This window comes from Cytobacillus sp. C11.1 (genome assembly GCF_058145115.1).
This window is the reverse complement of sequence record NZ_CM176935.1, coordinates 4,584,683-4,607,107: the sequence shown is the minus strand read 5'-3', so window position 1 is coordinate 4,607,107 and position 22,425 is coordinate 4,584,683. Positions and strand designations below refer to the sequence as shown.

Annotated in this window: 18 protein-coding genes and 1 pseudogene; 15 read left to right on the top strand and 4 right to left on the bottom strand. The window is 41.4% G+C overall.

Features of this window, described 5'->3' with window-relative positions; translation table 11 throughout:
- The first annotated feature begins 33 nt into the window (after positions 1 to 33).
- The 4 genes from AC3ZVC_RS22750 (at position 34) to AC3ZVC_RS22735 (ending at position 3,935) form a co-directional block, all read left to right on the top strand.
- Positions 34 to 1,398: a spore germination protein gene (locus tag AC3ZVC_RS22750; RefSeq protein ID WP_490065356.1), complete on the top strand. Its 1,365-nt coding sequence runs from the start codon at positions 34 to 36 to the stop codon at positions 1,396 to 1,398.
- A complete protein-coding gene (locus tag AC3ZVC_RS22745; protein WP_490065355.1) occupies positions 1,395 to 2,483 on the top strand; it encodes a GerAB/ArcD/ProY family transporter in 1,089 nt (362 codons plus the stop codon). Before AC3ZVC_RS22750 ends, AC3ZVC_RS22745 begins: the two co-directional genes overlap by 4 nt.
- Positions 2,483 to 3,574 carry a Ger(x)C family spore germination protein gene (locus AC3ZVC_RS22740; RefSeq protein WP_490065354.1) on the top strand — a complete coding sequence of 364 codons (1,092 nt, stop codon included), beginning with the start codon at positions 2,483 to 2,485 and terminating at the stop codon, positions 3,572 to 3,574. The genes AC3ZVC_RS22745 and AC3ZVC_RS22740 overlap by 1 nt, the downstream gene beginning before the upstream one ends.
- Positions 3,575 to 3,761: 187 nt before the next feature.
- Positions 3,762 to 3,935, top strand: coding sequence for a hypothetical protein (locus AC3ZVC_RS22735; protein ID WP_490065353.1), 174 nt, complete (start codon positions 3,762 to 3,764; stop codon positions 3,933 to 3,935).
- Between the two features lie 60 nt (positions 3,936 to 3,995).
- Here AC3ZVC_RS22735 and AC3ZVC_RS22730 read toward each other — a convergent pair.
- A pseudogene (locus tag AC3ZVC_RS22730) lies at positions 3,996 to 5,433 on the bottom strand (carbon starvation CstA family protein).
- A gap of 364 nt (positions 5,434 to 5,797) precedes the next feature.
- On the opposite strand from AC3ZVC_RS22730, the gene AC3ZVC_RS22725 reads away from it, so the two are divergent.
- Positions 5,798 to 6,538: a protein-glutamine gamma-glutamyltransferase gene (locus AC3ZVC_RS22725; protein WP_490065352.1), complete on the top strand. Its 741-nt coding sequence runs from the start codon at positions 5,798 to 5,800 to the stop codon at positions 6,536 to 6,538.
- Positions 6,539 to 6,761: 223 nt separating this feature from the next.
- Positions 6,762 to 8,225, top strand: a complete 1,464-nt coding sequence (locus AC3ZVC_RS22720) for a UDP-N-acetylmuramoyl-L-alanyl-D-glutamate--2,6-diaminopimelate ligase (RefSeq protein ID WP_490065351.1) — start codon at positions 6,762 to 6,764, stop codon at positions 8,223 to 8,225.
- A 35-nt stretch (positions 8,226 to 8,260) separates the two neighbouring features.
- Here the strand turns inward: AC3ZVC_RS22720 and AC3ZVC_RS22715 are convergent, their stop codons facing one another.
- Positions 8,261 to 9,067: a glycerophosphodiester phosphodiesterase gene (locus AC3ZVC_RS22715; RefSeq protein ID WP_490065350.1), complete on the bottom strand. Its 807-nt coding sequence runs from the start codon at positions 9,065 to 9,067 to the stop codon at positions 8,261 to 8,263.
- Between the two features lie 249 nt (positions 9,068 to 9,316).
- Here AC3ZVC_RS22715 and AC3ZVC_RS22710 point away from each other — a divergent pair, with 249 nt between their 5' ends.
- From AC3ZVC_RS22710 to AC3ZVC_RS22700, 3 genes are all read left to right on the top strand, one after another.
- Positions 9,317 to 10,561, top strand: coding sequence for a S8 family peptidase (locus AC3ZVC_RS22710; RefSeq protein WP_490065349.1), 1,245 nt, complete (start codon positions 9,317 to 9,319; stop codon positions 10,559 to 10,561).
- 381 nt (positions 10,562 to 10,942) lie between these two features.
- Positions 10,943 to 11,257 (top strand): metal-sulfur cluster assembly factor, encoded by a 315-nt coding sequence (locus AC3ZVC_RS22705; RefSeq protein ID WP_490068991.1) that lies wholly within the window; start codon positions 10,943 to 10,945, stop codon positions 11,255 to 11,257.
- Positions 11,258 to 11,392: 135 nt separating this feature from the next.
- A complete protein-coding gene (locus AC3ZVC_RS22700) occupies positions 11,393 to 11,629 on the top strand; it encodes a hypothetical protein (protein WP_490065348.1) in 237 nt (78 codons plus the stop codon).
- Between the two features lie 54 nt (positions 11,630 to 11,683).
- Here the strand turns inward: AC3ZVC_RS22700 and AC3ZVC_RS22695 are convergent, their stop codons facing one another.
- A complete protein-coding gene (locus AC3ZVC_RS22695) occupies positions 11,684 to 11,986 on the bottom strand; it encodes a hypothetical protein (protein ID WP_490065347.1) in 303 nt (100 codons plus the stop codon).
- A gap of 361 nt (positions 11,987 to 12,347) precedes the next feature.
- Between AC3ZVC_RS22695 and AC3ZVC_RS22690 the strand changes: the two genes are divergently transcribed.
- The 6 genes from AC3ZVC_RS22690 to abc-f all read left to right on the top strand — a co-directional run bounded on the left by AC3ZVC_RS22690 (position 12,348) and on the right by abc-f (position 17,495).
- Positions 12,348 to 12,872 carry an NfeD family membrane protein gene (locus tag AC3ZVC_RS22690; RefSeq protein WP_490065346.1) on the top strand — a complete coding sequence of 175 codons (525 nt, stop codon included), beginning with the start codon at positions 12,348 to 12,350 and terminating at the stop codon, positions 12,870 to 12,872.
- Between the two features lie 15 nt (positions 12,873 to 12,887).
- Positions 12,888 to 14,432 carry a flotillin lipid rafts scaffold protein FloT gene (gene floT, locus AC3ZVC_RS22685; RefSeq protein WP_490065345.1) on the top strand — a complete coding sequence of 515 codons (1,545 nt, stop codon included), beginning with the start codon at positions 12,888 to 12,890 and terminating at the stop codon, positions 14,430 to 14,432.
- 176 nt (positions 14,433 to 14,608) lie between these two features.
- Complete coding sequence (locus AC3ZVC_RS22680) at positions 14,609 to 14,716, top strand: YjcZ family sporulation protein (protein WP_110067459.1); 108 nt, start codon at positions 14,609 to 14,611, stop codon at positions 14,714 to 14,716.
- Between the two features lie 42 nt (positions 14,717 to 14,758).
- The gene (locus tag AC3ZVC_RS22675) at positions 14,759 to 14,887 is read left to right on the top strand and encodes a YjcZ family sporulation protein (protein ID WP_082341262.1); all 129 of its coding nucleotides are present in this window, start codon (positions 14,759 to 14,761) and stop codon (positions 14,885 to 14,887) included.
- A 279-nt stretch (positions 14,888 to 15,166) separates the two neighbouring features.
- The gene (locus AC3ZVC_RS22670) at positions 15,167 to 15,367 is read left to right on the top strand and encodes a hypothetical protein (protein WP_490065344.1); all 201 of its coding nucleotides are present in this window, start codon (positions 15,167 to 15,169) and stop codon (positions 15,365 to 15,367) included.
- Positions 15,368 to 15,710: 343 nt separating this feature from the next.
- Positions 15,711 to 17,495, top strand: coding sequence for a ribosomal protection-like ABC-F family protein (gene abc-f / locus AC3ZVC_RS22665; RefSeq protein WP_490065343.1), 1,785 nt, complete (start codon positions 15,711 to 15,713; stop codon positions 17,493 to 17,495).
- A 42-nt stretch (positions 17,496 to 17,537) separates the two neighbouring features.
- Here abc-f and AC3ZVC_RS22660 read toward each other — a convergent pair whose 3' ends face one another.
- On the bottom strand, positions 17,538 to 21,821 hold the full coding sequence (locus AC3ZVC_RS22660) for a S8 family serine peptidase (protein WP_490068990.1): 4,284 nt from the start codon (positions 21,819 to 21,821) through the stop codon (positions 17,538 to 17,540).
- Positions 21,822 to 22,425: the final 604 nt, after the last annotated feature.

Here is a 22,425-nt window from a genome sequence, read left to right as displayed (position 1 = left end):
CTATTTAGTAATCTGCATTAGTTGGTGAATAATATGTTTAAAAAGAAAAATCAGATTGCCGATATTAAATCTCTTTTTAAAAAAGAGATTGGACATACCATGGATGCTGTATTTCAGGATTTGGAAATAGAAGGGCAAAAGGTGCTTCTCGTATATTTGAGCAGCATTTGTGATACGGAAAAAATTCAAAATGATCTTGTAAAGCCTTTTTTTGAAATAAGCCAAACAGACCAGTTTGCCCAATATCTTCAATCATTGAATGGAGTAAAAGAATATGCTGAGTTTGATCAGGCTTTAAAGGAAGTGATGAGAGGAAGTGTGCTCATACTGTTTGTGCATTCTGCCTATACTGTTAACTTCAAAAATTATATTAGCCAGGGAGTTCAGGATGCCTCCGTTGAAACTACGATTCAGGGACCGCAAACTGCCCTTAGTGAGGATTTGGGCACCAATTTAAATATTATCAGGCATCGTTACCATCAACCCAGTTTGACTGTCGAAAAAAATGAAATTGGATCTGTATCTGGTTTAGAGATGCATTTGCTTTATGATGCCAAAAAAGTGGACCCGGAAGTACTTGGTAATCTTAAGGAGAAAATAGAAGAGATAAAGTATTCCAACGAGATTATCCAATCCGCTGGTGAATTTCATCGATTATTGACGCCAAATAAAAGATCTTTATTTCCTGTTTTTATGATAACAGAACGTACAGACCGGATTGCTTTGAATCTATCACAAGGAAAAATCGTCCTTTTGATGGAGGGCTCGCCCTTTGCTTTAATTCTTCCGGCTGTGTTCTATGATTTTATGAGTTCGATGGAGGATTTTTACCAGCCCTATTGGGTGGGGAAATTTTTGCACGGGCTCCGCTATTTTGGTTTATTAATCAGCCTTATTTTGCCGGGTTTGTATGTGGCCCTTGCTTCTTATAACCCGGAAGTATTTCAGATTCAGCTTGCGTTGGGGATTGCAGGGAGCCGATCTTCTGTCCCCTATCCTACCTATCTGGAAGTATTGTTTATGCTTTTAATGATGGAGCTTTTAACAGAGGCATCCATAAGGCTTCCTAAAACGATTGGTTCAACAGCCACTACTGTGGGCGGGCTCATTTTAGGACAGGCAGCAACTGAAGCGGGGCTTGTGTCTAATATTATGATTATTCTTGTATCGGCCGTGGCCATTTCAAATTTCGTTATTCCAATTAACGAAATGAGCTTCTCTATGCGTATTGTAAAATACCTGATTCTTTTTATTAGCACCTTAACGGGCATGATTGGGCTAATAGTAGGTCTAATGGGATTAGTGGTATATTTGGTCAGTCTTGATAGTTTCGGCCATCCATACTTAAGGGTGTTTTTAGGGGAAAGCAAAGATGGAAAGCAAGGAGCAGCAAAATGAAAAATAGGTACTTATACTATTTAATCATTTTAAATATGCTTGCGAACTTGATTGTCTTTGTACCGCGTATCTTAATAGATGAGCGGCGCGATGGAGCTGTAATGGCTTTGATTTTAGCCCTTCCGCTCGGAATAGCAGTAATCTTTCTTTTTATAGGAGCTCTTTCGAAGTTTCCTGGAAAAGGGCTGCCGGAAATCTTAAAGGAATCTTTTTTGCCTGTATGGATGGGAAAAGGAATCTTGATTTGTTTTTCGATGATTTGGATTACATCAGGTGTAATATCGCTGATCGCTTTTACTCATATTACGGAAAGGTTCATTAACCCTGATATGCAGGGGTGGCAAATTGGCCTCCTTTTTATTGTGTTTGTATCTCTTGCTGCCTTACTAAAGACCAAGAAAGTATTATTTTTGCTTGAGATTGTACTAATTTTGAACGGGCCGCTGGCTATTTTCCTCGTTTTGAAAATCTATTTATCAGGATCTATCGACTGGCAGGAAGTACGTGAAGGGACCACTTATATTTTTGAAATGGCTAATTGGAAATCTCTTTCAGCAGCAACCTATTTATTTTCCGGCTATGCGAACATGGTTATTTTTAATCGCATGTTTAAGAAAAGGATTGGACGGCATCACTTATGGCTGTTCATTCCTGCAGGTGCGGGAATGCTGATCACTACATACTTTGTCCCGATTGGCATATATGGTTTTGATGCCGTTGGAGAGATTGAGTATCCTTGGCTTACAAGCGCAGATGCTATTAGAATGGAATTCGGATTTGTGGAGAGGGTATTTTTTATTTTTCTCCTCATGTATATTGGCATCTCCCTTATTAATGTGATTGTTCACTGGCATGTCGGACAGCAGCTTATCATTGGCGCATTTCCAGGGAAGAAAAGGAAAAACAAGCGTATAACCCTTGAACATATATTGCTCGGGTTTTTTTCAGGCATGTACTTTTTTCTTTTATTCTACTTAAATGAAACGGAATCCTATAAGTTAGCAGAGTGGTGGATGAAAATAAGAATGCCCGGGGAGTATTTAATGGTCATCCTTCTGATTATTGTGGCCTGGAGGAAAAAATAATGAGAAAAGTTATGTGGATCATGCTTGCTTCTATTACAATTATCGGGATGGCCGGCTGCGGTTTCAAGGACATCGATAACCGTTTTTTTGTGGTATCAATGGGAGTAGGAAAAGCAGAAGCAGAGGATCAAATTAAAGTGGTTGTGAAGCTTGCGATACCTTCCGGTGAGACAAGAGCGGATGAAAGCAATTTTATCATTATTTCAGAAGACTCGGAGACGATATCGGATGCCATTCGGATTATTAAATCCAGGGTGGATAAGGAATTGGACTTCGGCCATTTGAAAGCCATTATTTTTGATGAAGAGCTCCTTGATCAAAATGTTGAGAAAGAATTGGACTGGTTTTTAAGGAGGCGTGATGTTCAAATGATTGCATGGGTTGCAGCAGGGAGACCATCTGCTGAAGAAGTCTTAAAGATAAAACCCAAGTCAGAGCGTCTGCCCTCCAATACGATTTTTCTGGCTTTTGATTTAAAAGGGTCTGAGTCTCCTTATACGATTGCCAAATATCTATTTGAATTTTACAGGGAAAATAAGAGCAGAGGAATTAGTGCAGTTATGCCAGTAATTGAAGCAAAGGGGGATCTTCTTGAAATAAATTCTTCTCTTATATTAGATGACTATAAAAAGTCGGCTTTCCTGGACAGAGAGGAAACGAAACTGCTGAATCTCCTTAAAAATGGCCTGGAGAGTCCCCAGTTTAAAGTAAAACAGGAAAATGAAATTTTCGTTGTAAGTGCCAAAAAGGCAAAGACTGCTTTTAAGCTCAGAACACCTCAGGGAAAGGACCCAGTTATGGATATCTCTATTAAAGTGAGCGGTCTTATAGAGGAGGCCCATACCAATTTAAATGATCAAAACCTCGAAAAATATAATGAAGCCCTGGAAAAGGAAATAGAAGCTGACACCCTTGCTCTACTAAAAAAGCTGCAGGATCAAGGGGCAGACCCAATTGGTTTTGGACTGCGCTATCGGGGTTCGCATTTTCAAAATGATTCTGAATGGCAGGAATGGCAGGAAATATATCAAAGGCTTCAATTTAAAGTAAAAGTTAGTGCTGATATTCAAGGGACAGGGCTGATTGAATAGAAGGGGTAACTAAGATAAATAAAAAGAGCTTTTAGTCCCGTAACTTGGTAAATAACTTTATATTTTCGATTAACTTTTTAAAAATAAGGTAAATGATTGTAAAATAATGGATTACAACCTTTTAAATGCCAGCAGATTTTGTATGATTAACACTGTAATATATTTTAAGCAGCCAAGGAGGAAAAAAATGAAAAAATGGTTATTAGCTTTGATGGCAGCTCTAATGATTACAGGTCTGGCAACAGGGTGCAGCAATGAAGAAGAAATGGACGAGACAAACACAGAGGAAAATGAAGATGCAGGAACAGAAGAAGGAACAGAAGAAGGAACAGAAGAAGGAACAGAAGAGGAAACCGAGTAAATCTGCAATTGTATGAATTGAAAAAGTGCACCTTTTTTTTCAGGTGCACTTTCAATTTGATTAAGCAGCTTTTAAATTCGCTTCATCTTTACTTGTTTGTTTATTTTTTACAATTTGGTAAACATACCAGCCTGCTACAGCTAGTGTAATAACCGATCCGATGATCATGGACAACTGATAACCCATCTGAAAGCCCTCTGGCGCATAAAAGATGTAAGTAGAAACAACGCCTGTCATAAACATAGCTGGTACGCCGCAAATCCAATGAAACTTCTTGTTTCTCAAAAGGTACATCGCACCTGTCCAAAGCATAACCGTAGCAACAACCTGGTTTGTCCATCCTACATATCTCCATAAGAAAGAGTAATCAATTGTAGAAAGGTATAAAGTCGGAATTGCGACAGGCAGGGTAGTTAAGATAACCTTCCACTTGCCTTCCATGTTCATGAAGGAGGAAAGTAAGTCTGTCAGCATCATTCTAGAAGAACGGAGAGCTGTGTCGCCTGTTGTAATCGGGAGAATGATAACGCCTAATATTGCCAGGATTCCACCTAGTGTACCAAGCAGGCTTTTGGAAATTTCATTGACCGCTCCAGCTGGACCGCCGGCTGCCAGTGCCTCCTGAAGTCCTCCTGTACCTCCGAAAAAGGTCATTCCCGCTGCGGCCCAAATGAGTGCGATAACGCCTTCCGCGATCATGGCGCCATAGAAGACCTTTCTTCCATCGCTCTCTTTCTTTAACGTTCTGGCCACAATTGGGCTTTGTGTCGAGTGAAATCCTGAAATGGCTCCGCATGAAATCGTAACCATTAATAATGGCCAGATCGGAAGCTCCCCGGGATGGAAATTAGCCAGTGTCACATTAGGAATCGACTTTCCGCTGAAAAGCAATGCAATGGCAATTGATACAGCCATAAAGATTAGAATGGCTCCAAAAAGTGGATAAGATCTTACCGATAATACGATTTACAGGCAAAACGGCAGCCAGTAAAAAATAAGTAAAAATGGCAAGCAGCGAGGCCATAAAGCTTAAGGGCGTTAAGCTGGAAATTAGCTGTGCAGGACCCGCGGTAAACGCCGCAGCAACTAATATCATTAATACTAGGGAAATAATATTTATTGTCGTTTTAGCAGCCTTGCCCAAATATCTGCCAACAAGGCTTGGATATTGCTCACCTTTGTGCCTCAATGAAAGCATCCCTGAAAAATAATCATGAACTGCGCCTGCAAAAATGGAACCTGCCACAATCCAGATAAATGCTACAGGTCCGTATAAAGCTCCCATAATTGCACCAAAAATTGGACCAAGTCCAGCAATATTCAATAATTGAATTAAACTTCCTTTCCACCAGCTCATCGGAACATAATCCATTCCGTCATTTTCTGTATATGCCGGTGTTGGGCTACTGTCATTTATTCCAAAAATTCGCTCTACCACCTTTGAGTAAACTGCATACCCCGCCAAAAGCAAGACAATTGAGCCTAAAAATGTCACCATGCTAACATGCCTCCTGTTGTATAAAATGTCTCCATACAAAGTATCTGAAACTTGAGAATATGTTGAATATTGTACTAGCAAAACAGATTGAAAAGCAAGGTGTTTTCAGAAAAAAGATATTTTACAAAAATAAAAACGCTTTCAAATTAAAATATGCTAGTACACATGTCTAACCGGATTTGGGAAAAGATACAGGAAAAGGAAAGAAAGGGAGACAGAAGGCACAATGGCTGGAGGAACCGCCTCAAACAAAAGATAGAAACAAGCATATAATTATTCAGCTCAGGGCTAAACCAATTTTGGTGGAACCCTCCTTTAAAAGAATCCATAAGCTACTATAAGTTCTTTTGAAGGGGGGAAAACGATGATTGTCCTTTCGAATAATCAGAATAAACCTGGGATTGCCCGCTTTTTCGGAATTCAGCGTGAAATATATTTTGCCCTGGAGAACAGTCCTGAGATTCATCAATATGATTCGATGCATGAATTGCTGTTCGATATCCTCTTAAGGGAGAATATCATCAAAGCAGCAAGGCAGCTGCATGCAAGTCCCATTGAATTTGCACCCTTTGCCACATCCCGTTTTAATCCGCGCATTTGGAGAAGAACAAAATATGGATATCTTCTTAATCCTTCGGTAATGCCGTCCGATGCCATCATGGATGTGTTTACTAACGGCAGGGAATATGCTTTTGAATGTACAACAGCTATTGTGCTGATTTTTTATAAAGCAGTATTGGATTCCATTTCTGTCAGCCGTTTCAACACCCTTTTCCAGGGCCTTCTTGTATGGGACTGGAATTATGATCACGATCTGTCTATCATTACAAAAAAAGGAAGAAACTTTATCCCTGGTGATGTGGTTTATTTTTATAACCCTGATTATGACCACCCTGTTTGGATGGGAGAGAATACTGTGTATCTGGGCGGGGGTATGTTCTATGGAAATGGGATTGGAATGGAAACAGAAGCGGGAATGATAAGGGCCCTAAACACATTAAGAAAAATAGGTGCGACAAGAGATGCCTATCTGATTTCCCAGCACAGCAGATTAAATGTAAAATATTTATCCCAGTTTGCAAAGCGGCCTTTATCCATAGCGTAAATATATGGATAAACAATAATTTCAATAGGGTGAATCGCTTATTTTTTAAAGCCGTTCACCCATATTTATCCTTAAGCCTAGGATGTTTTAACGATTTTGCACTCCTCCGTTATTTCTCTCTATTATGAGGGCATATTTCCTGTAAAAGAGGGAAAATAAAAGATAACGATTCTAGACTTATACACAGAAAATCTGAAGTTTAAACATAAAAGGAGACAGAAATATGAGATTATCCCAGGTTATTAAATGCCTAAAGGATAGCGGGGAGATGGATTTATTTACGAATGATCCGGAAATTACAGAGATTGAAATGGACTCACGCCATGTGGGGAAAGGGAGCTTGTTTGTAGCGATCAAAGGGTTCCAGGCTGACGGCCATTCATTTATCGAACAAGCAGTCCATAATGGCGCAGCTGCTGTAGTAGGGGAAGAGGATCTGCAATTAGATATTCCATATATAAGAGTGGCAGACAGCAGGACAAGTTTGGGAAAGCTTGCAAGCTGTTTTTATGGCCACCCATCAAGAGAACATAAAATAGTAGGCATTACAGGAACAAATGGCAAAACAACCACCTCATATATACTAAAGCACATATTGGAGACTGCCGGCCGGACATGCTCTTTGCTTGGGACTGTTTCATATGTGATTAATAATGAAGTGTACAAGCCCACGAATACAACGCCGGACGCTTTACAGATCCAAAAAATGCTAAGCAAAAGCATGGATGAATTTGTTGTGATGGAAATTTCCTCTCATGCACTTGAACAATCTAGAACTGAAGGCCTGGAAATTGACTATGGGCTTTTTACAAATCTTGCACATGACCACCTTGATTATCATAAAAATATGGACAGTTATTTTAATGATAAGAAAAAGATTTTTTCCCTTTTAAAAGCTGAGGGAAAAGCTGTTGTTAATCTTTATAATTCATGGGGAGAAAAAATGGCAGAAGACCTGAAGATAGAGAAAGTCCCATTAATTATGCTTGGAAATGATAAGTGCTGTTCCATTGAGGACGTACAGTTGAATGGCCAAACAGTTTTCACTTTAAAAATGGATGATAGACGTTATAAAATCAAATTTCCTCTCCCTGGTTACCATAATGTCTATAATGCCGCTATGGCTTTCTTAACGGGCATGGATATGGGGATTGAATCCGATGAGATGATTAAAGCCCTTGCGTCTTTTCCAGGAATACCTGGACGATTTGAAACGATTACACATCCAACCGGCGCAAAATTTGTTGTTGATTATGCCCATACGAAGGATGCGTTTGAGTACTGTCTGGAAACAGCAAGGCAGCAGGGAGCTGAAAGAATTTTTCATATTTACGGCTTCCGCGGGGGCAGGGACCAATCCAAGCGGGAAGAAATGATTAAGGTTTCAGCAAGATACAGCAGCCAATTTTATTTAACTGCTGATGATTTAAACGATGAAACAGAGGAAAAGATGATCAGTGATTTGCATAGGCTGAATGAACAATTCGGAAACGGCAAGGGACAGGTCATTGCCGACCGGACATTGGCCATTCAAAAAGCATGGCAGCAAGCGAAAAAGAATGATTGGATCTTTATCACAGGTAAAGGGCCGGAATCTTATAAAAAACCGTTTAAGCTTGCGGCGGAAAGCGACTTGGAGACACTTAAGCTTTTACAGGATTCGGGGAGGCAGCAAGGAGTTATATGAACAAAGGAGCAGGCCTTTAGGTCTGCTCCTTTGTTTTATTCAATAAGATCCAAATAGTCAGCAACAATTCCATCCAAAGGATAATGCTTTAATTTCTCAGCTTCTCTTTTCGATCTGACAGTCCAGGATACTGCCTTCATGCCATTTGAATGGATGAGATTGATCACACGCTTATTTACCACAGTCCACTTTGGATTTACATAACTCGCAAATTTCGCTAACTTTTTAATTCCAATTTTGTCGGGCGGATAATTAATCAGGATGCCGACCGGCACTTCAGGGAGCAGCTCATGAAATTTTTCCATGGACTGGGTTTCAAATGATTGAACGATAATATGATCTCCTCCTTTGAGATGAAGGCTGCGTTTCTTTAGTTCCTTTGCTATAAGTTCCTCAATTCCCGGGTATATTGATGGCTTTTTCAATTCAATTAATAACCCTACCTGATCGGCATATGCATCCAAAACCTCTTCAAACGAGGGAATGGAAGCACCGCGGTATTTTTGAGAAAACCAGCTTCCTGCATCCATCTTCCTCAGCTCATCAAAGGTATAATCTGAGACCTTCCCTTTATGGTCGGTTGTACGGTCTACCAGCGTATCATGAATTACGACAAGTTTTCCATCCTTGCTCAATTGGACATCTATTTCAAGATAGTCCGCACCCATTTCAAGTGCACGGTCATATGAAGGGAAAGTATTTTCAGGACAATACCCGGCTGCACCCCGATGACCAATTTTTTTAATTTTATGAGTAGAGCTGGCAATTTTTTTTATGCCGAAAAATGAGATAACTGTTGCCAAAGCTGTAAAAAAAGCATTTTTCATTACCTTCACAGTCATTTCTCCTCGCAATTTTTTGCTCATCTTAAAGGATACGAAAACAACTTGTCAAATATTCGTCTCTCTAAAATAGATTCTTCGTGTAATTGAATCCTTTGGCCTGATACTTTTTAAGCAGGTAGTTATTTGGGCGTAGTTCTATTGATATGAAATAAATAGAATGGCTTATTGATGTTTTCTGAATATTTTAAATATACTTAACATACAGCACGTGAGACGGAAATCTTACAAATTGAGAGGAGAGAAGGAATGAAGAAAAAAAGAGTTTTGGGAGCAGCCTTGCTTAGTATGACAATGGGATTATCTATGTTTTCAGCCGGTGCATTTGGTCAGTCCCCGGAGGCAAAGGAGGATTACCGTGTTTGGATTCAGGGCCCTTCCGCTGAAAAAAACAAACTGAAAACCCAATATGAAGCCAGGTGGGACTTTGGCGAAACAGGCTTTACAACCAATGTGAACAGCAAGCAATATCAAGCATTGCTAAAAAATAAAAATCTAAAAATCCAGCTTGTTCCGGAACATACAATCGATGCCAAACCAGGAACTGGGACTGAAGCAGCTCCATCTGATGAAACACCGTGGGGAATTGAAGCGATTTATAATGACAGCAGCATCCAGGCCACTTCCGGCGGAAATGGCATAAAAGTGGCAGTCCTTGATACAGGTGTATATACCGGGCATGCCGATTTGGCGGGAAGCGACGAGCAATGCAAGGATTTCACACAAAGAAAGAACCCGCTTGTAAACGGCTCCTGCAATGATAAGAATGGCCATGGAACACATGTGGCGGGTACGGTGCTCGCACATGGCGGAGCGAATGGCCAGGGTGTTTATGGCGTTGCACCGGATGCAGACCTTTGGGCTTATAAGGTATTGAATGACCGCGGATCAGGCTATTCGGATGATATTGCCGGTGCTATCAGGCATGCTGCTGACGAAGCAGAACGGACAGGTTCGAAGGTAATCATATCAATGTCGCTGGGATCCAGCAGTAAAGATTCCATGATTGCAAGCGCCGTTGACTATGCTTACGGCAAAGGTGTCCTGGTCGTAGCCGCAGCAGGAAACAGTGGTCCTGGCAGCAATACAATTGGCTATCCGGGGGCACTGACAAATGCGATTGCAGTAGCCGCGCTCGAAGATGTTCAGGTAAACGGTACATACCGGGTGGCGGATTTCTCTTCACGGGGCAACCCTCTTACAGATGGCGACTATGTCATCCAGGAACGGGATGTGGAAGTCTCTGCTCCAGGACGTGCCATCGAATCAACCTGGTATAACGGATCCTATAATACGATCAGCGGAACTTCTATGGCTACTCCACACGTTTCCGGGCTTGCTGCAAAAATCTGGGCATCCAATACTAATATGAGCAACACTCAGCTTCGCACTGAACTCCAAAACCGTGCAAAGTTAAACGATATAAAAGGCGGAAGCGGTGCTGCAGCAGGTGATGACTATGCATCAGGATTTGGCTTCCCGAAGGTAAAATAAAACCTTAGTATTTAGCCGGCTGACCCTCATCTCATAGGATAGCCGGTTTTTTTCTTTGGCAGGAGCTTTGAAGCCCTCATAAATCTGTCATAGCTGAAAATCCTGTCTTTAAATCAATCAGAGCTATACATAAAAAATTGGTTAATAAATTTAAGCTATATGTAAAATAAAATCCGCAAATCAAAGCTCAAAACTCGTGTGCACATACAAATCTGCCACACGTCAAGGTGGATCACACAAAATATTCATTTCGCAAAAACGCTCTTTAAGATAGTGAAAAATGCAGATTTTCTCCTGAGTGTGATGCTCCTCACTTCAAAATGCCTCTTGAGTTTTTATAATGAGAATAAATCTCATTAATAATCCAAATGGAGGTATCAGATTATGAGCTCTCTGCTTAAAGATAAGGTTTTCGAAGCATTAGAAGAGGTTATCGACCCTGAACTTGGAATAGATATTGTAAACCTCGGCTTAATTTATGAAGTGAAAATTGAAGAAGACAATGCGCAAATTGTTATGACGATGACTTCTATGGGCTGTCCGCTGGCAGGGCAAATCATGGCAGGCGTGAAAGCAAGTATCCTGGAGAATATAGAAGAAATCAACACAGTTGATGTGGATATTGTCTGGAGTCCGCCATGGACGAAAGAAAGAATGTCCCGGTACGCACAGCTTGCTTTAGGAGTTCACATCTAATAATTTAAAAAGGAAGAAGGGAGCTTTCCTCCTCTTTTTTTTACTCTATCGGGCAATAACCCATTCCCATTCTGGAAAATTGCATATGATTTAGTGGGTGTTTTTATCATAATTCCACTTGAGGAGGATAAAAGAATGAATCATATGCCACCAGAGTTTATGCATACAGATCAAAGAATCAGGCCGTTCGGGTTTGGAAGGCCAGGTTTCGGATTTGGCAGGCCATTTGGCTTTGGATTTGGAGGACCGTTCGTTGGAGGATTGCTGGGAGGGCTAGCCCTTGGTGCCTTGGCAAGTCCATTTTACTACCCGCCATATCCATATTACTATCCACCATATCCATATTATCCATATGGAGGGTATTACTACTAAATTGCTAAAAAAGCTCTGCCTCTTTTTTTAGGCAGAGCTTTTATTTTAAGTTCGTTATTCCCATTCCTCATAAACAATAATACCACCAGTCAGGTCCAGTGTATTTCTTTCCCCTTTGTAAAAAAGCTTTCCTTCTTCTTTTACAATCAGATTTTCATATGTAAAGACGCTTTTTCCAGAAGGAAGCTGAATGACGATTTTCTGTCCAAGGTCCTTCTTTGGCGCTTCAATGGTTATAAGGCTTTGGGAATAAAAATAAAGTGCTGTAAAGAGTGTGAATAAACTGCCCAATAGGATAATTGACACCATCAAAAAATTACTTCTTGGCTTTTCTATGTGAAGATCAGATCTTGTCATATTCCCTATCCCTCCGCTAATTAAATATATATCTCTATTCCACCAATTCTCAGCATTTAATCCTATAAAATTGGTTTTTTTATCCCTGAATAAGTTATGCAGGAGGGGAAAAGAAAATGACAAAAATGGGCTAAAAGATAGACAAGCTATATAAAACACAAATTTGGAGTTCTTACTAGAAGCTATTATATATGCATAGATATTCCAGAAAAATGAAACATTTTAAAGTCATCACACGTATATAAATTATCCCAGTAATAGAATTAACAGGAAAAGGGGGATGGCGTTTAACATCTTTAAAGCGATGCAGGAAAGAATGCGGTTTGCCGCCAATAAAACATATGGATAAGGATGCTTGCCTATGGAATTAATCGGATGGCCTATTCAAACCATTTATCTCTACACACTTATTTTTTCAGGAATTTTAATTATTTTGTATATCTTTTTTGGCGATATGGCCGAGGGGATTGGCGAGGCAACGAGCTTTCTAAATCCGGTGCTGATCCTTGCCTTTATCACGTTTACTTCAGCTGCAGGTTATATTTTGGAAATGCTGACTTCCCTTAGTAGCCTGGTTATCATTATGATAGGAATCGCGATTGCTTTGATTTTGGACACACTGCTTAATGTTTTTGTCCTGGTTCCTTTGTCTTCAGCTGAGGAATCTCTTGTCTATACGGAGGAATCATTAAGGGGAAGGGTAGGTTCTGTTTTAATTCCCATACCAGAAAACGGTTTCGGCGAAGTTATGATTGAGAATATTAGCGGAAGAATATCGAAACCGGCTGAAAGCTATGAAAATACTTTTATTGCAGAAGGAAAAAAAGTACTGATTGTCGATGTGAACAATGGGGTCATACAAGTTATGGAACATGAACAATTATAGATAGGAGGAAACAAAATGATAATGGTGGGGATCATTGTCGGCATTGCCGCGTTTTTTTTGATAGCATTATTGGGTGTATTCATCACAAAGTACCGGACAGCTGGACCGGATGAAGCTTTAATTGTAACAGGCAGCTACTTGGGCAGCAAAAATGTCCATATTGATGAATCGGGTAACAAAATAAAAATAATCAGGGGAGGAGGAGCCTTTGTCCTGCCTGTATTCCAGCAGGCAGAGCCGTTAAGTCTGCTATCAAGCAAACTGGAGGTAACAACTCCGGAGGTATATACCGAGCAGGGAGTTCCAGTTATGGCTGACGGAACAGCGATTATTAAAATAGGCGGAAGCATCGGAGAAATTGCCACCGCCGCAGAACAATTCCTCGGCAAGTCAAAAGAAGACCGCGAGAATGAAGCGAAGGAAGTTCTCGAAGGCCATTTAAGATCAATTCTTGGTTCTATGACCGTAGAAGAAATATACAAGAACCGCGATAAATTTTCCCAGGAGGTCCAGAGGGTTGCTTCACAGGATTTGGCCAAGATGGGTCTGATTATTGTTTCTTTTACGATTAAGGATGTCCGTGATAAAAATGGCTATCTGGATTCACTTGGAAGGCCAAGAATTGCCCAGGTTAAACGGGATGCCGATATTGCAACTGCAGAAGCTGAAAAGGAAACCCGGATTAAGCGGGCTGAAGCGGATAAAGATGCAAAAAAAGCCGAGCTTGAAAGAGCAACGGAAATAGCAGAAGCAGAGAAAGAAAATCAAATGAAAATGGCTGACTATAGAAGGGACCAGGACATCGCCAAGGCTCGTGCCGATCAAGCGTATGATCTGGAAACTGCCCGTGCCAAGCAGGAAGTAACTGAGCATGAAATGCAAATCCGTATCATTGAGCGCCAAAAACAAATCGAGCTTGAAGAAAAAGAAATTTTAAGAAGAGAACGACAGTATGATTCCGAAGTAAAGAAAAAGGCTGACGCGGATCGATACGCAGTTGAACAGGCAGCTGAGGCAGAAAAGAAGAAACAAATTGCAGAAGCCGATGCCAACCAGTATCGAATCGAATCGCAGGCCAGAGCTGAAGCTGAACGTGTAAGGGCAGATGGTTTAGCGAAGGCGGATTCCGAGCGTGCACAAGGTGAAACAGAAGCAGAAATCATCCGTCTCAAAGGTCTTGCAGAGGCAGAAGCCAAACGGAAAATTGCCGAAGCATTTGAACAGTATGGGCAGGCAGCGATTATGGATATGGTCATCAAAATGCTTCCAGAATATGCGAAACAGCTTGCGAGCCCATTAACTAATATTGATAAAATTACGGTCGTCGATACGGGCAGTGACGGAAAAAATGGCGGTGCCAACAAGGTGACCGGCTATGCTACCAATCTGATGTCCACCATGCAGGAAAGCCTGAAAGCTTCATCTGGAATAGATGTTAAGGAACTTCTGCAGAACTTTTCAGGCAAAGGGAACGTCCGCCAAAGTCTTGACCAGCTGACAGAAGAATTAACAGTTAGTAATCACGTAGCAACTAAAGCAAAAAAAACAGATGAAAAATAATGAATATGCCTATTTTTTCTTAAAGAGTAGATTAAAAAAGCTGTTATATCAAGGACAAAAAGAAGCCTCTCCTGGAGAGGCTTCTTTTTGCCGGGTAAAAACTGTGTATTCGTCTATCGCACAAATTGGGTGAATTGAATAGGATATATTGAATCAAACAAAGGAGGTAATTGACTATGTCAGACGGATGCGGATACGGCGGAGGTTTCGCCCTTCTAGTTGTATTGTTTATTTTGCTCATTATCATCGGTGCTTCTTGGGGTTACGGTGGATACGGATATTAAAAAATATCAGAGACAGATTTTCCTGGTAAAGGAGGGGAGTTTATGTACGGCTATGGATACGGCGGATGCGGCTACCCTGTAGGTGGAGCTGGATATGGCTGCGGCTTTGCATTAATCGTTGTTCTATTTATCCTGCTTATTATCGTAGGCGCTGCTTGCTTTAAGTGGTAATAGAGTAAAAGAAAAGCAGGGTCTGCCTGCTTTTCTTTTATTTAGGGATACATATTTTGGGGCTGGGGAGTGAGGGCTGCATAAAGGTTCAGCTTGCGCGTATAGGAGGAAAAACCGAGCTTGAAAGCATGGACCCGCGCACAAAATGGGTAGAACCGCGAGTTCCCGATCAGGTATCATTCCAGCTCTTAAATTTCTAACCAGCCTCCCATCTGTGTTTCCAACCACTCAAATTGGGGAAATGAATAACATCTAATTCTAAATGGGAGGTTGGCTGACATGGCTGAGTTTAAAACGCAGGATCGAGAAAATACGATGCGAGAGATTTATTCCATATTAGAGGGCGGACTGCAGCGTGATATGCATCAAAAGGAGTATAAACTAGTGTCAGAGTGGGTTAGCGGATTTAATCAGGAAGAGCGTGCAACTGTCTTAAATATGCTTAAAGAACTGACTAACAAGCATATCCGTATTGACTAATCAACCCTGGAAGCTGAACGGCCACACATGTTCACAACCTTGTAAAAAGCCTATTGACAAAAATAGCCACTTAAATTTATACTACAATCAAATAGTTTGAAAGGGATGATTCAGGGGCATGAAGTTCTAATCTTATTTTTTCTGGTATCTTTTTAAATTTTAAAAAGCTTAACCCGGAGAACATAGGATTAGTGTGCCCTTTTTTAATCACCCCTTTTATCGGTATAAAGGATAATCTTTATGGTTATTGGCGGATTAATGTTTGTTTAGGCGCGTTTTTTTATGTTTGCACCATTCTAAAGATGGGTGCACAATCCTCTCCGGGTATCGGGGAGGTTTTTTTATGGGTGAAAATAAGCGTTTAAACACGGATAAGCACAATAGAAATTTGCATTTGCCTGTTCTTAAGGCGAGAGGAATAGAAAAATTGTATGCTGATAAAACAGTGTTTTCCAATCTGAAATTTGATATCTTTCAGCGGGATCGTATCGGCCTTGTTGGTTTGAATGGAACTGGAAAAACCACTTTGGCCAATATCTTATTCGGAAGCATCGAGGCGGATAAAGGGTCAATCGAGCGGATGAAAGAACCATTCAGAATCGGTTACCTTCATCAATCAGCAGACTATTCGGTCGGTGAGTTTCAGGAATTTGAAACGATTCTGGATAAAGACATGCTTTATCAGGCGAGCAAGCTGGGTTTGTCGAAAATCCAGGAGTGGGGGCAGGAAAGGCTTAAATCATTGAGCGGCGGTGAAAGGCTGAAACTGTCTTTAGCAAAGATTTGGACTTCCAAGCCAGATATGCTGATTTTGGATGAACCGACCAACCATTTGGATATAAAGGGGATTGAATGGCTTATAAACCAAATCCACGCCTTCAGCGGGCCTGTTCTGCTGATATCACATGACCGCTATTTTCTTGATGAGACAGCACAGCAAATCTTTGAACTGCAGAATGGCACTCTTTCTATTTACGACGGAAATTACACTTCATATCGAGAACAAAAAGAGAAGAATTATGAAGATCAGCTTCATCAATACAACACGCAGCAGCGGGATATTGAGCGAATTGAAAACCAAATGGCCAACTTGAAAAAATGGTCTGAGAAAGCCCACCGGGAATCAACGAAAGGCGGAAGCCCCTCGGAAAATAGGCAAATTGGCTTTAAGGAATATAACCGTGTAAAGGCAAAGAGAATGGACCAGCAGATTAAATCCAAAATGAAGAGACTTGAGCAGGAGCTTGAAAAGAACAAAATCGACAAACCAGAAGGAGAGGCAAAAGTACATTTTCAATTTGACTCCTCTGGGAAAAGAGGAAAGAGGATTATTGAAGCGAAAAACTTATCGAAAAGATTCGGAGACAGAGTCCTTTTCAAGGATAGCCACTTTTATATAAAACATGGTGAAAAAATCGGTATTCTAGGAGGAAATGGGGCAGGTAAAACTACTTTTATCCGAATGCTCCTGAATGAAATTCCGGTATCTGAGGGAGAGCTTTGGAGAAGTGACACTATAAAGATTGCCTACTTAAGCCAGGATGTAAGTGATCTTCCTTTGGCAAAGAATGCGGTTGAAGCCCTTAATCTTACAGACCGTGAAACCATATTCAGGGCAAGGACTCTTTTAGCAAATTTGGGATTGAAAGAAGCGAAGATCAACCAGCCCATTGAGAACCTGAGCATGGGGGAACGCATAAGAATCAAGCTCACAGATATGCTTTTAAGAGAGTATGATGTCCTCATCTTGGATGAACCGACGAATCATTTGGATTTGCCAAGCAGGGAGCAGTTTGAAAAGACGCTGAAGGATTTTACAGGTACACTTATTATCATTTCGCATGATCGATATTTTATGGAGAAGTTAAGCAGCAAAATGCTTGTCTTTGAAAATAATAGAATCGCAAGGTATGAAATGGGGCTTAGGGAATTTGGTACAAAATCAAAGAAGGCCACCCTCCTTGAAAATGGAGATAACAGGAAAGAAGAAATGATGGTTATTGAAAATCGGATTACCGCAATACTGGGAGAGCTGAGCCTGCTTTCTCCAGGAGAACCTAAATATTTGGAGCTTGATCAAAAATTTAAAGAATTACTGAAGGAAAAGAAAGAGCTGACAGATTTATAATTCGAAAAGGCAGGCCCAAATGAAGCTGGGCCAGCCTTTTTTTTAATTGCCTTTATTCTTCTTCTTTTTCTCGTTAATCCAAAGCTTTCCGTCAGCAGTCTTTCTTGTTTCATTGCCGTAATCATCCGTTGCTTTCACTTCAATTTCTGCTCCAGGCGCCTTTACATTCGATGTGGCTGTGTAGTAGCCGACATAATGGCCAGGAGATTCTTCCTTCATTGGAAGATCGATAGCGTTAGTCAGCTGTGCATTGGTTAACGGCATTCTGATGGCAAAGACAGCCGTTAATCCTGGTTCGCTGTCAAATTCAATTTTTACAGATTCACCCTTCTTAATTTCTTTGTCTTCTGAAGGCAGAAGATTTCCAATCTCTGGGGCAGTGTATTTAGCATCAATGGTGACTGTTTTTTCCTCAGTATTTTCCGCTTTATCCTTTGCTGTAACGGTGATGACATTTTCACCTTCATCCAATAGGATGCGGAGAGAATATTTGCCGTCTGCAACCTGTGCAGTTTGGCCATTTACTTTAACCCAGTCAAGGTTTTCATCCGAAACATTTCCTTCAACTGTCACTGTTTCTTTGTTTGTTTTTGTTTCATCAGCAGGACTTGTAATGGCCAATTCCGGTTTAGTCTGATCAAATATTACTTTTAAAGGCTCGGAAGCATCCGTTGAACCAGCTTCAGTCGATGCTTTGGCAGTAAGGATATTTTCTCCTTCAGCTAGTGAAATTTCCGCTGAGAATGTCCCTTCATCTGTTGTTTCTGCTGAAGAGATTCCCTCTCCGTTATTGAATATATTGACAGTTGTTGTTGGAGCGGAGGTACCTTCAATAGTAGCGGTGTCCTGGTTTGTGAACGTTCCGTCAGCAGGAGAGGTGATCACAGGTGCAGTTACTTCATAGTTCACGGTTGCTCGAATCATATAGTTACCTTCATCCTCAGGTGAAGGTGACCATGCTCCGCCAACCATTTGCCAGCTGCGTCCTGCATTGTCGCCGTCTTCATCTGTTCCTAGTCCTGGCTCGTTTGGATTTGGTGCTGATTGGATATACACCATGTAGAAGTCCCCGTTTACCAGGATGCCTTCCTCACTTAGGTCAACATGTGTCCATTCTCCGTTTCTTAACGCAGCGGCGTCAAATGGACCTGCGAGCTTTTTGCCAGGTGTGCCATCTGGACCGCTTGCATCATAGACTTCCACCTTGAAATCAGTACCGCCTGGATTTGGCCAGGATGTATCCCAGAAACGGAATAATCCGCCGGTTACCATCGCACGATCATGGCCCGAAGCCAGGGACATTTTAACAGCCCAGCCATTGCCGGCATCATAGAATGCTCGTGCATTTTCAGCTGTTCCGTCGTCATAGCCAATTTCACCTGGATACCCAATAAATGGCTTTAGGACAATGTTAAGTTCCTCTGAAGATTCGCCCTCAATTGTAATACTTTGCTCTTTGCTATAGAAGGAAGGAGCCATCGTTTTTAATGTATATGTGCCTTCAAAGGCTGTAACCGTATATTCTCCGTTTTCATTTGTGGTGACAGGCTGAACGGCAGCATCTTCTATTAGCAGAAGAGTGGCACCCGCTACAGGTTCGCCAGTGACTTCATTCGTAACTACACCGGTTACTGTTCCCTTTGGAATTTCTTCTAAAATAAAGTTTGCAGTAACTTCACCGTCTTGAGGAATATTAACGCTTTGAGTCTGTGAACGGAATCCGTAAGCTTCTGCCTGAACAGTGAATTCCCCTGAAGCGTGAACGAAATCATATGATCCATCCTGCGGGGTGGTAAACACAGATCTGCCTGATTCCAGTACGCTTACTTCTGCATTTAAAGGTAAAACGGAAGGGGCAGGCTGCTGCTGATTAGCTTCATCCTTTGCAGGAGCGTTCTTTTTAGGAGCAATTTTGTCAGGGTTCACTGCTTCTTTCTTTAGTTCAGCTGAAGCTTCTTCCTTCTCAACGCCCAGCTGAGCTTTGCCGGCTGGTTCGATCGATGCGTCAGATAACTGGACATCATCCAGGTACCATCCTTGCTTTAACACAGAACCATCTGTAGTGACATTGAAGGCTACATAGATTCTTTGTCCTGCATAAGCACTTAAATCCACTTCTCCATCAATCCATTCTGCTGTAGTGCCATTGACTCTAAGAACCTGTTCCCAGTTCTCCATATCTGTTGAAACAAAGACATGGCCATAATCATAACGGTTCTCAAGCTCATGCCATTGTTTGAATTGAAGATAGGCATTGCCCTCCGGCAAGTCAATCGGCGGCATTTGCAGGTTCATATTGGCTCTGTTCGCATAAGTTCCGGCAAGGTTTGTTGCATATACTTTCTCGCCTGAAGCTGCATTTCCAGGACCGGAAGCAGGCACACCCCATTCCCAGCTGTTTTCAGGACCATATGAAGTCCACCCTACAGGCTGCGATTCAAAATCCTGAGAGTAGCCGATGCTGATGCCCGGTCTAACAGCTACTTCATATGAATCTGTTTCGGTTAGATTTCCGCCGAAATCAATTACTTTCCACTTATATGTCACCGAAGGCTCAGCAATATCTGAACCAGGAATAATTGCCTGGTATGTGCCATCTTTATAGTCTCCAGCTGTTCGTTCGGCCTCAACTGTTCCCCAGCTGCCGTCAGCTTTTAAGTATTCAAGATCCACTCTTGTGACGCTTACATTATCTGTTGCAGATAAATCCAGTACAAGATCCATTCCTGCATATGTTTCCTGAGGTGCTTCATGATTGACTTCAGGAGCTTCAGTGTCGTCTCCCTCTTTAGCTACCTGCCCTTTAATTTTACCAAGGCCAGTCAGGACGGAAGAAACAGCATCAAAAGCATTGACTAAGCCATATCCAAAGCCGTTGTTTGGAGTCTCAGGATAAGTACCATTTGTTAACGGAGTAGAGGTAGTTAATAAAATTTCCTCCATCTCTTCAACAGTCAGACTTGAATCAACTTGGCGCAGCAATGCAGCAACCGCAGAAACGTGCGGGCCTGCCATGGATGTTCCGTTCCAGCCCCCTTCATATCCGCTGCCAGGGACAGAGGAACGAATGTTGACTCCAGGTGCAGATACATCAGGCTTAATTTCTTCGTATGGAGATGGTCCCTGCAGTGAGAAGCTTGCTAAACCATTGTTAATATCAGTCGCACCAGTTGCGAATGATTCTGGGTAGTTAGCTGGTGTTGCAACAGATCCCGGTCCTCCCGGATTAAATAATGTTGTGTTGCCCGCAGAAAACTCAGGGAAAATTTCAGCTGCACGCCATGCCTGCACCATAGGGCGATACCATTCATCAAGCCCGGGTCCGCCGCCCCATGAGTTGTTGACAACGTCTGGCGCCTTTTCCGGATGAGGATTCCCTTCAGCATCTTTCGGAGCTAAAATCCATTCGCCAGCTTCCAGCAGGTCTACGTCAGTTCCACCGGATGCAGTGAATGCTTTTACTGCAATCCATTTTGCACCGGGAGCGACTCCAACCTGATTGGCGCCGTTTGGTTCCGAACCAACCATAGTACCAGTTACATGGGTTCCGTGTCCTTGATCATCATAGGGAGCTGTTTGCCCGGCAGTAGCATCGAACCAGTTGTATTCATGAGATGGAGAATCCGGTTCTGCTGCATTATAGCCGCGGTATTTTTCTTTTAATGCCGGATGGTTCCACTGAACGCCTGTATCAATGGAAGCAACGACAGTACCCGAACCGTCGATACCCATTTCCCAGACGGCAGGAGCGCCAACACGGTCAATATTCCACTCTACAGAGTTTGTTTCTGCTTGCGTCTGGAGAGCTTTCTCCGCTTCTTTTATTGGCTTATGAAGCTGTCTTGTCTCGTTTGGAAGAATTTTTTCTACTTCAGGGAATGTCGCAATTTGTTCCATTACATCCTTTGAAGATGTAACAGCCATGGCATTGACAATGTAGAAGGATTGAACATTTTTCGCCTTGCCGGTTTTTTCCTGCTTTTGAAGGAAATCCGTGACATGACCTTGAGTTTCTATAGCTGTGGATCGTAGTGAGGATAGGACTGCAGATCGTTTCATGTACTTTGACTTGGAGGCAGTTAGCTTTTGTGATTTTGCCTCTTTTTCAGCCTTCTTGGCTGCTTCGGCTGTATCAGCTTGTTCTTTAAACTTGATTAAGTATGTTACTTTATCCTCTTTATCGAATTGTTTCATCAATGAGCTGTTTATTTTATTTTTTGCTGTCTCAAGTGAAGCCTTCTTAACTGATGTATGAGGGGAGCTCTTGCTTTCAGCAGATCCCATGCCTGGTAACATCAGCGGTAGAATTAAAAATGCTGTCAACATAATATAGAGGAACTTGTTTAAAGCGATTCTTTTTCTTTTTTTCAAAAAATTACCTCCTCATTTGGTTTAATCAAATATTCGGAAAGACAACTCTTTGACTCAGAAAACAATCACCCCCATAAGGTAATGACGGAAATGGGAAAACTTTCCTACACAAGTACTTTAGCGAATTAATAAGGGGGAAGGTTGTCGAAAGAAAAAGAAAAATGCAGGGGTTTTGTAAAATAGAGAGAAGGTTGCAGGACCGGCAAAAAGTTACAGTCCAAAAGCTCCAATTATTATAAGCGCTGAGTGGAGTAAAGGAACCATTTAAAAAAATACATTTAGAATTTGATAAATTACTTGGAAAAAATAAGGAAATGGGGGGAGGCAGTATTTTTTGTGAATGGTAAAATGAATAAAAAGAGGGGCGGCCAGGATTAGCTTACCATTTAGCATGAAGGGGATTTAAGCCAAAAATAATTAAAAATATAGGCAAGATGCAGTGTAACTTCTACGATATTTTCTTATTTTTGCTCCTTATCGAAATGTTTCAGTCCATTAATCTTGTTTTGCGTTTTAATCGAAAAATGAAGCAATATGACTAAAGAATAATTGAAAAATA

Excerpts from the sequence above, each read along its gene's own strand:
- AC3ZVC_RS22750 (WP_490065356.1), top strand. The coding sequence starts at position 34 with ATGTTTAAAAAGAAAAATCAGATTGCCGATATTAAATCTCTTTTTAAA.
- AC3ZVC_RS22745 (WP_490065355.1), top strand. The coding sequence starts at position 1,395 with ATGAAAAATAGGTACTTATACTATTTAATCATTTTAAATATGCTTGCG.
- AC3ZVC_RS22740 (WP_490065354.1), top strand. The coding sequence starts at position 2,483 with ATGAGAAAAGTTATGTGGATCATGCTTGCTTCTATTACAATTATCGGG.
- AC3ZVC_RS22735 (WP_490065353.1), top strand. The coding sequence starts at position 3,762 with ATGAAAAAATGGTTATTAGCTTTGATGGCAGCTCTAATGATTACAGGT.
- AC3ZVC_RS22725 (WP_490065352.1), top strand. The coding sequence starts at position 5,798 with ATGATTGTCCTTTCGAATAATCAGAATAAACCTGGGATTGCCCGCTTT.
- AC3ZVC_RS22720 (WP_490065351.1), top strand. The coding sequence starts at position 6,762 with ATGAGATTATCCCAGGTTATTAAATGCCTAAAGGATAGCGGGGAGATG.
- AC3ZVC_RS22715 (WP_490065350.1), bottom strand. The coding sequence starts at position 9,067 with ATGACTGTGAAGGTAATGAAAAATGCTTTTTTTACAGCTTTGGCAACA.
- AC3ZVC_RS22710 (WP_490065349.1), top strand. The coding sequence starts at position 9,317 with ATGAAGAAAAAAAGAGTTTTGGGAGCAGCCTTGCTTAGTATGACAATG.
- AC3ZVC_RS22700 (WP_490065348.1), top strand. The coding sequence starts at position 11,393 with ATGAATCATATGCCACCAGAGTTTATGCATACAGATCAAAGAATCAGG.
- AC3ZVC_RS22695 (WP_490065347.1), bottom strand. The coding sequence starts at position 11,986 with ATGACAAGATCTGATCTTCACATAGAAAAGCCAAGAAGTAATTTTTTG.
- AC3ZVC_RS22690 (WP_490065346.1), top strand. The coding sequence starts at position 12,348 with ATGGAATTAATCGGATGGCCTATTCAAACCATTTATCTCTACACACTT.
- floT (WP_490065345.1), top strand. The coding sequence starts at position 12,888 with ATGATAATGGTGGGGATCATTGTCGGCATTGCCGCGTTTTTTTTGATA.
- AC3ZVC_RS22680 (WP_110067459.1), top strand. The coding sequence starts at position 14,609 with ATGTCAGACGGATGCGGATACGGCGGAGGTTTCGCCCTTCTAGTTGTA.
- AC3ZVC_RS22675 (WP_082341262.1), top strand. The coding sequence starts at position 14,759 with ATGTACGGCTATGGATACGGCGGATGCGGCTACCCTGTAGGTGGAGCT.
- AC3ZVC_RS22670 (WP_490065344.1), top strand. The coding sequence starts at position 15,167 with ATGGCTGAGTTTAAAACGCAGGATCGAGAAAATACGATGCGAGAGATT.
- abc-f (WP_490065343.1), top strand. The coding sequence starts at position 15,711 with ATGGGTGAAAATAAGCGTTTAAACACGGATAAGCACAATAGAAATTTG.
- AC3ZVC_RS22660 (WP_490068990.1), bottom strand. The coding sequence starts at position 21,821 with ATGTTGACAGCATTTTTAATTCTACCGCTGATGTTACCAGGCATGGGA.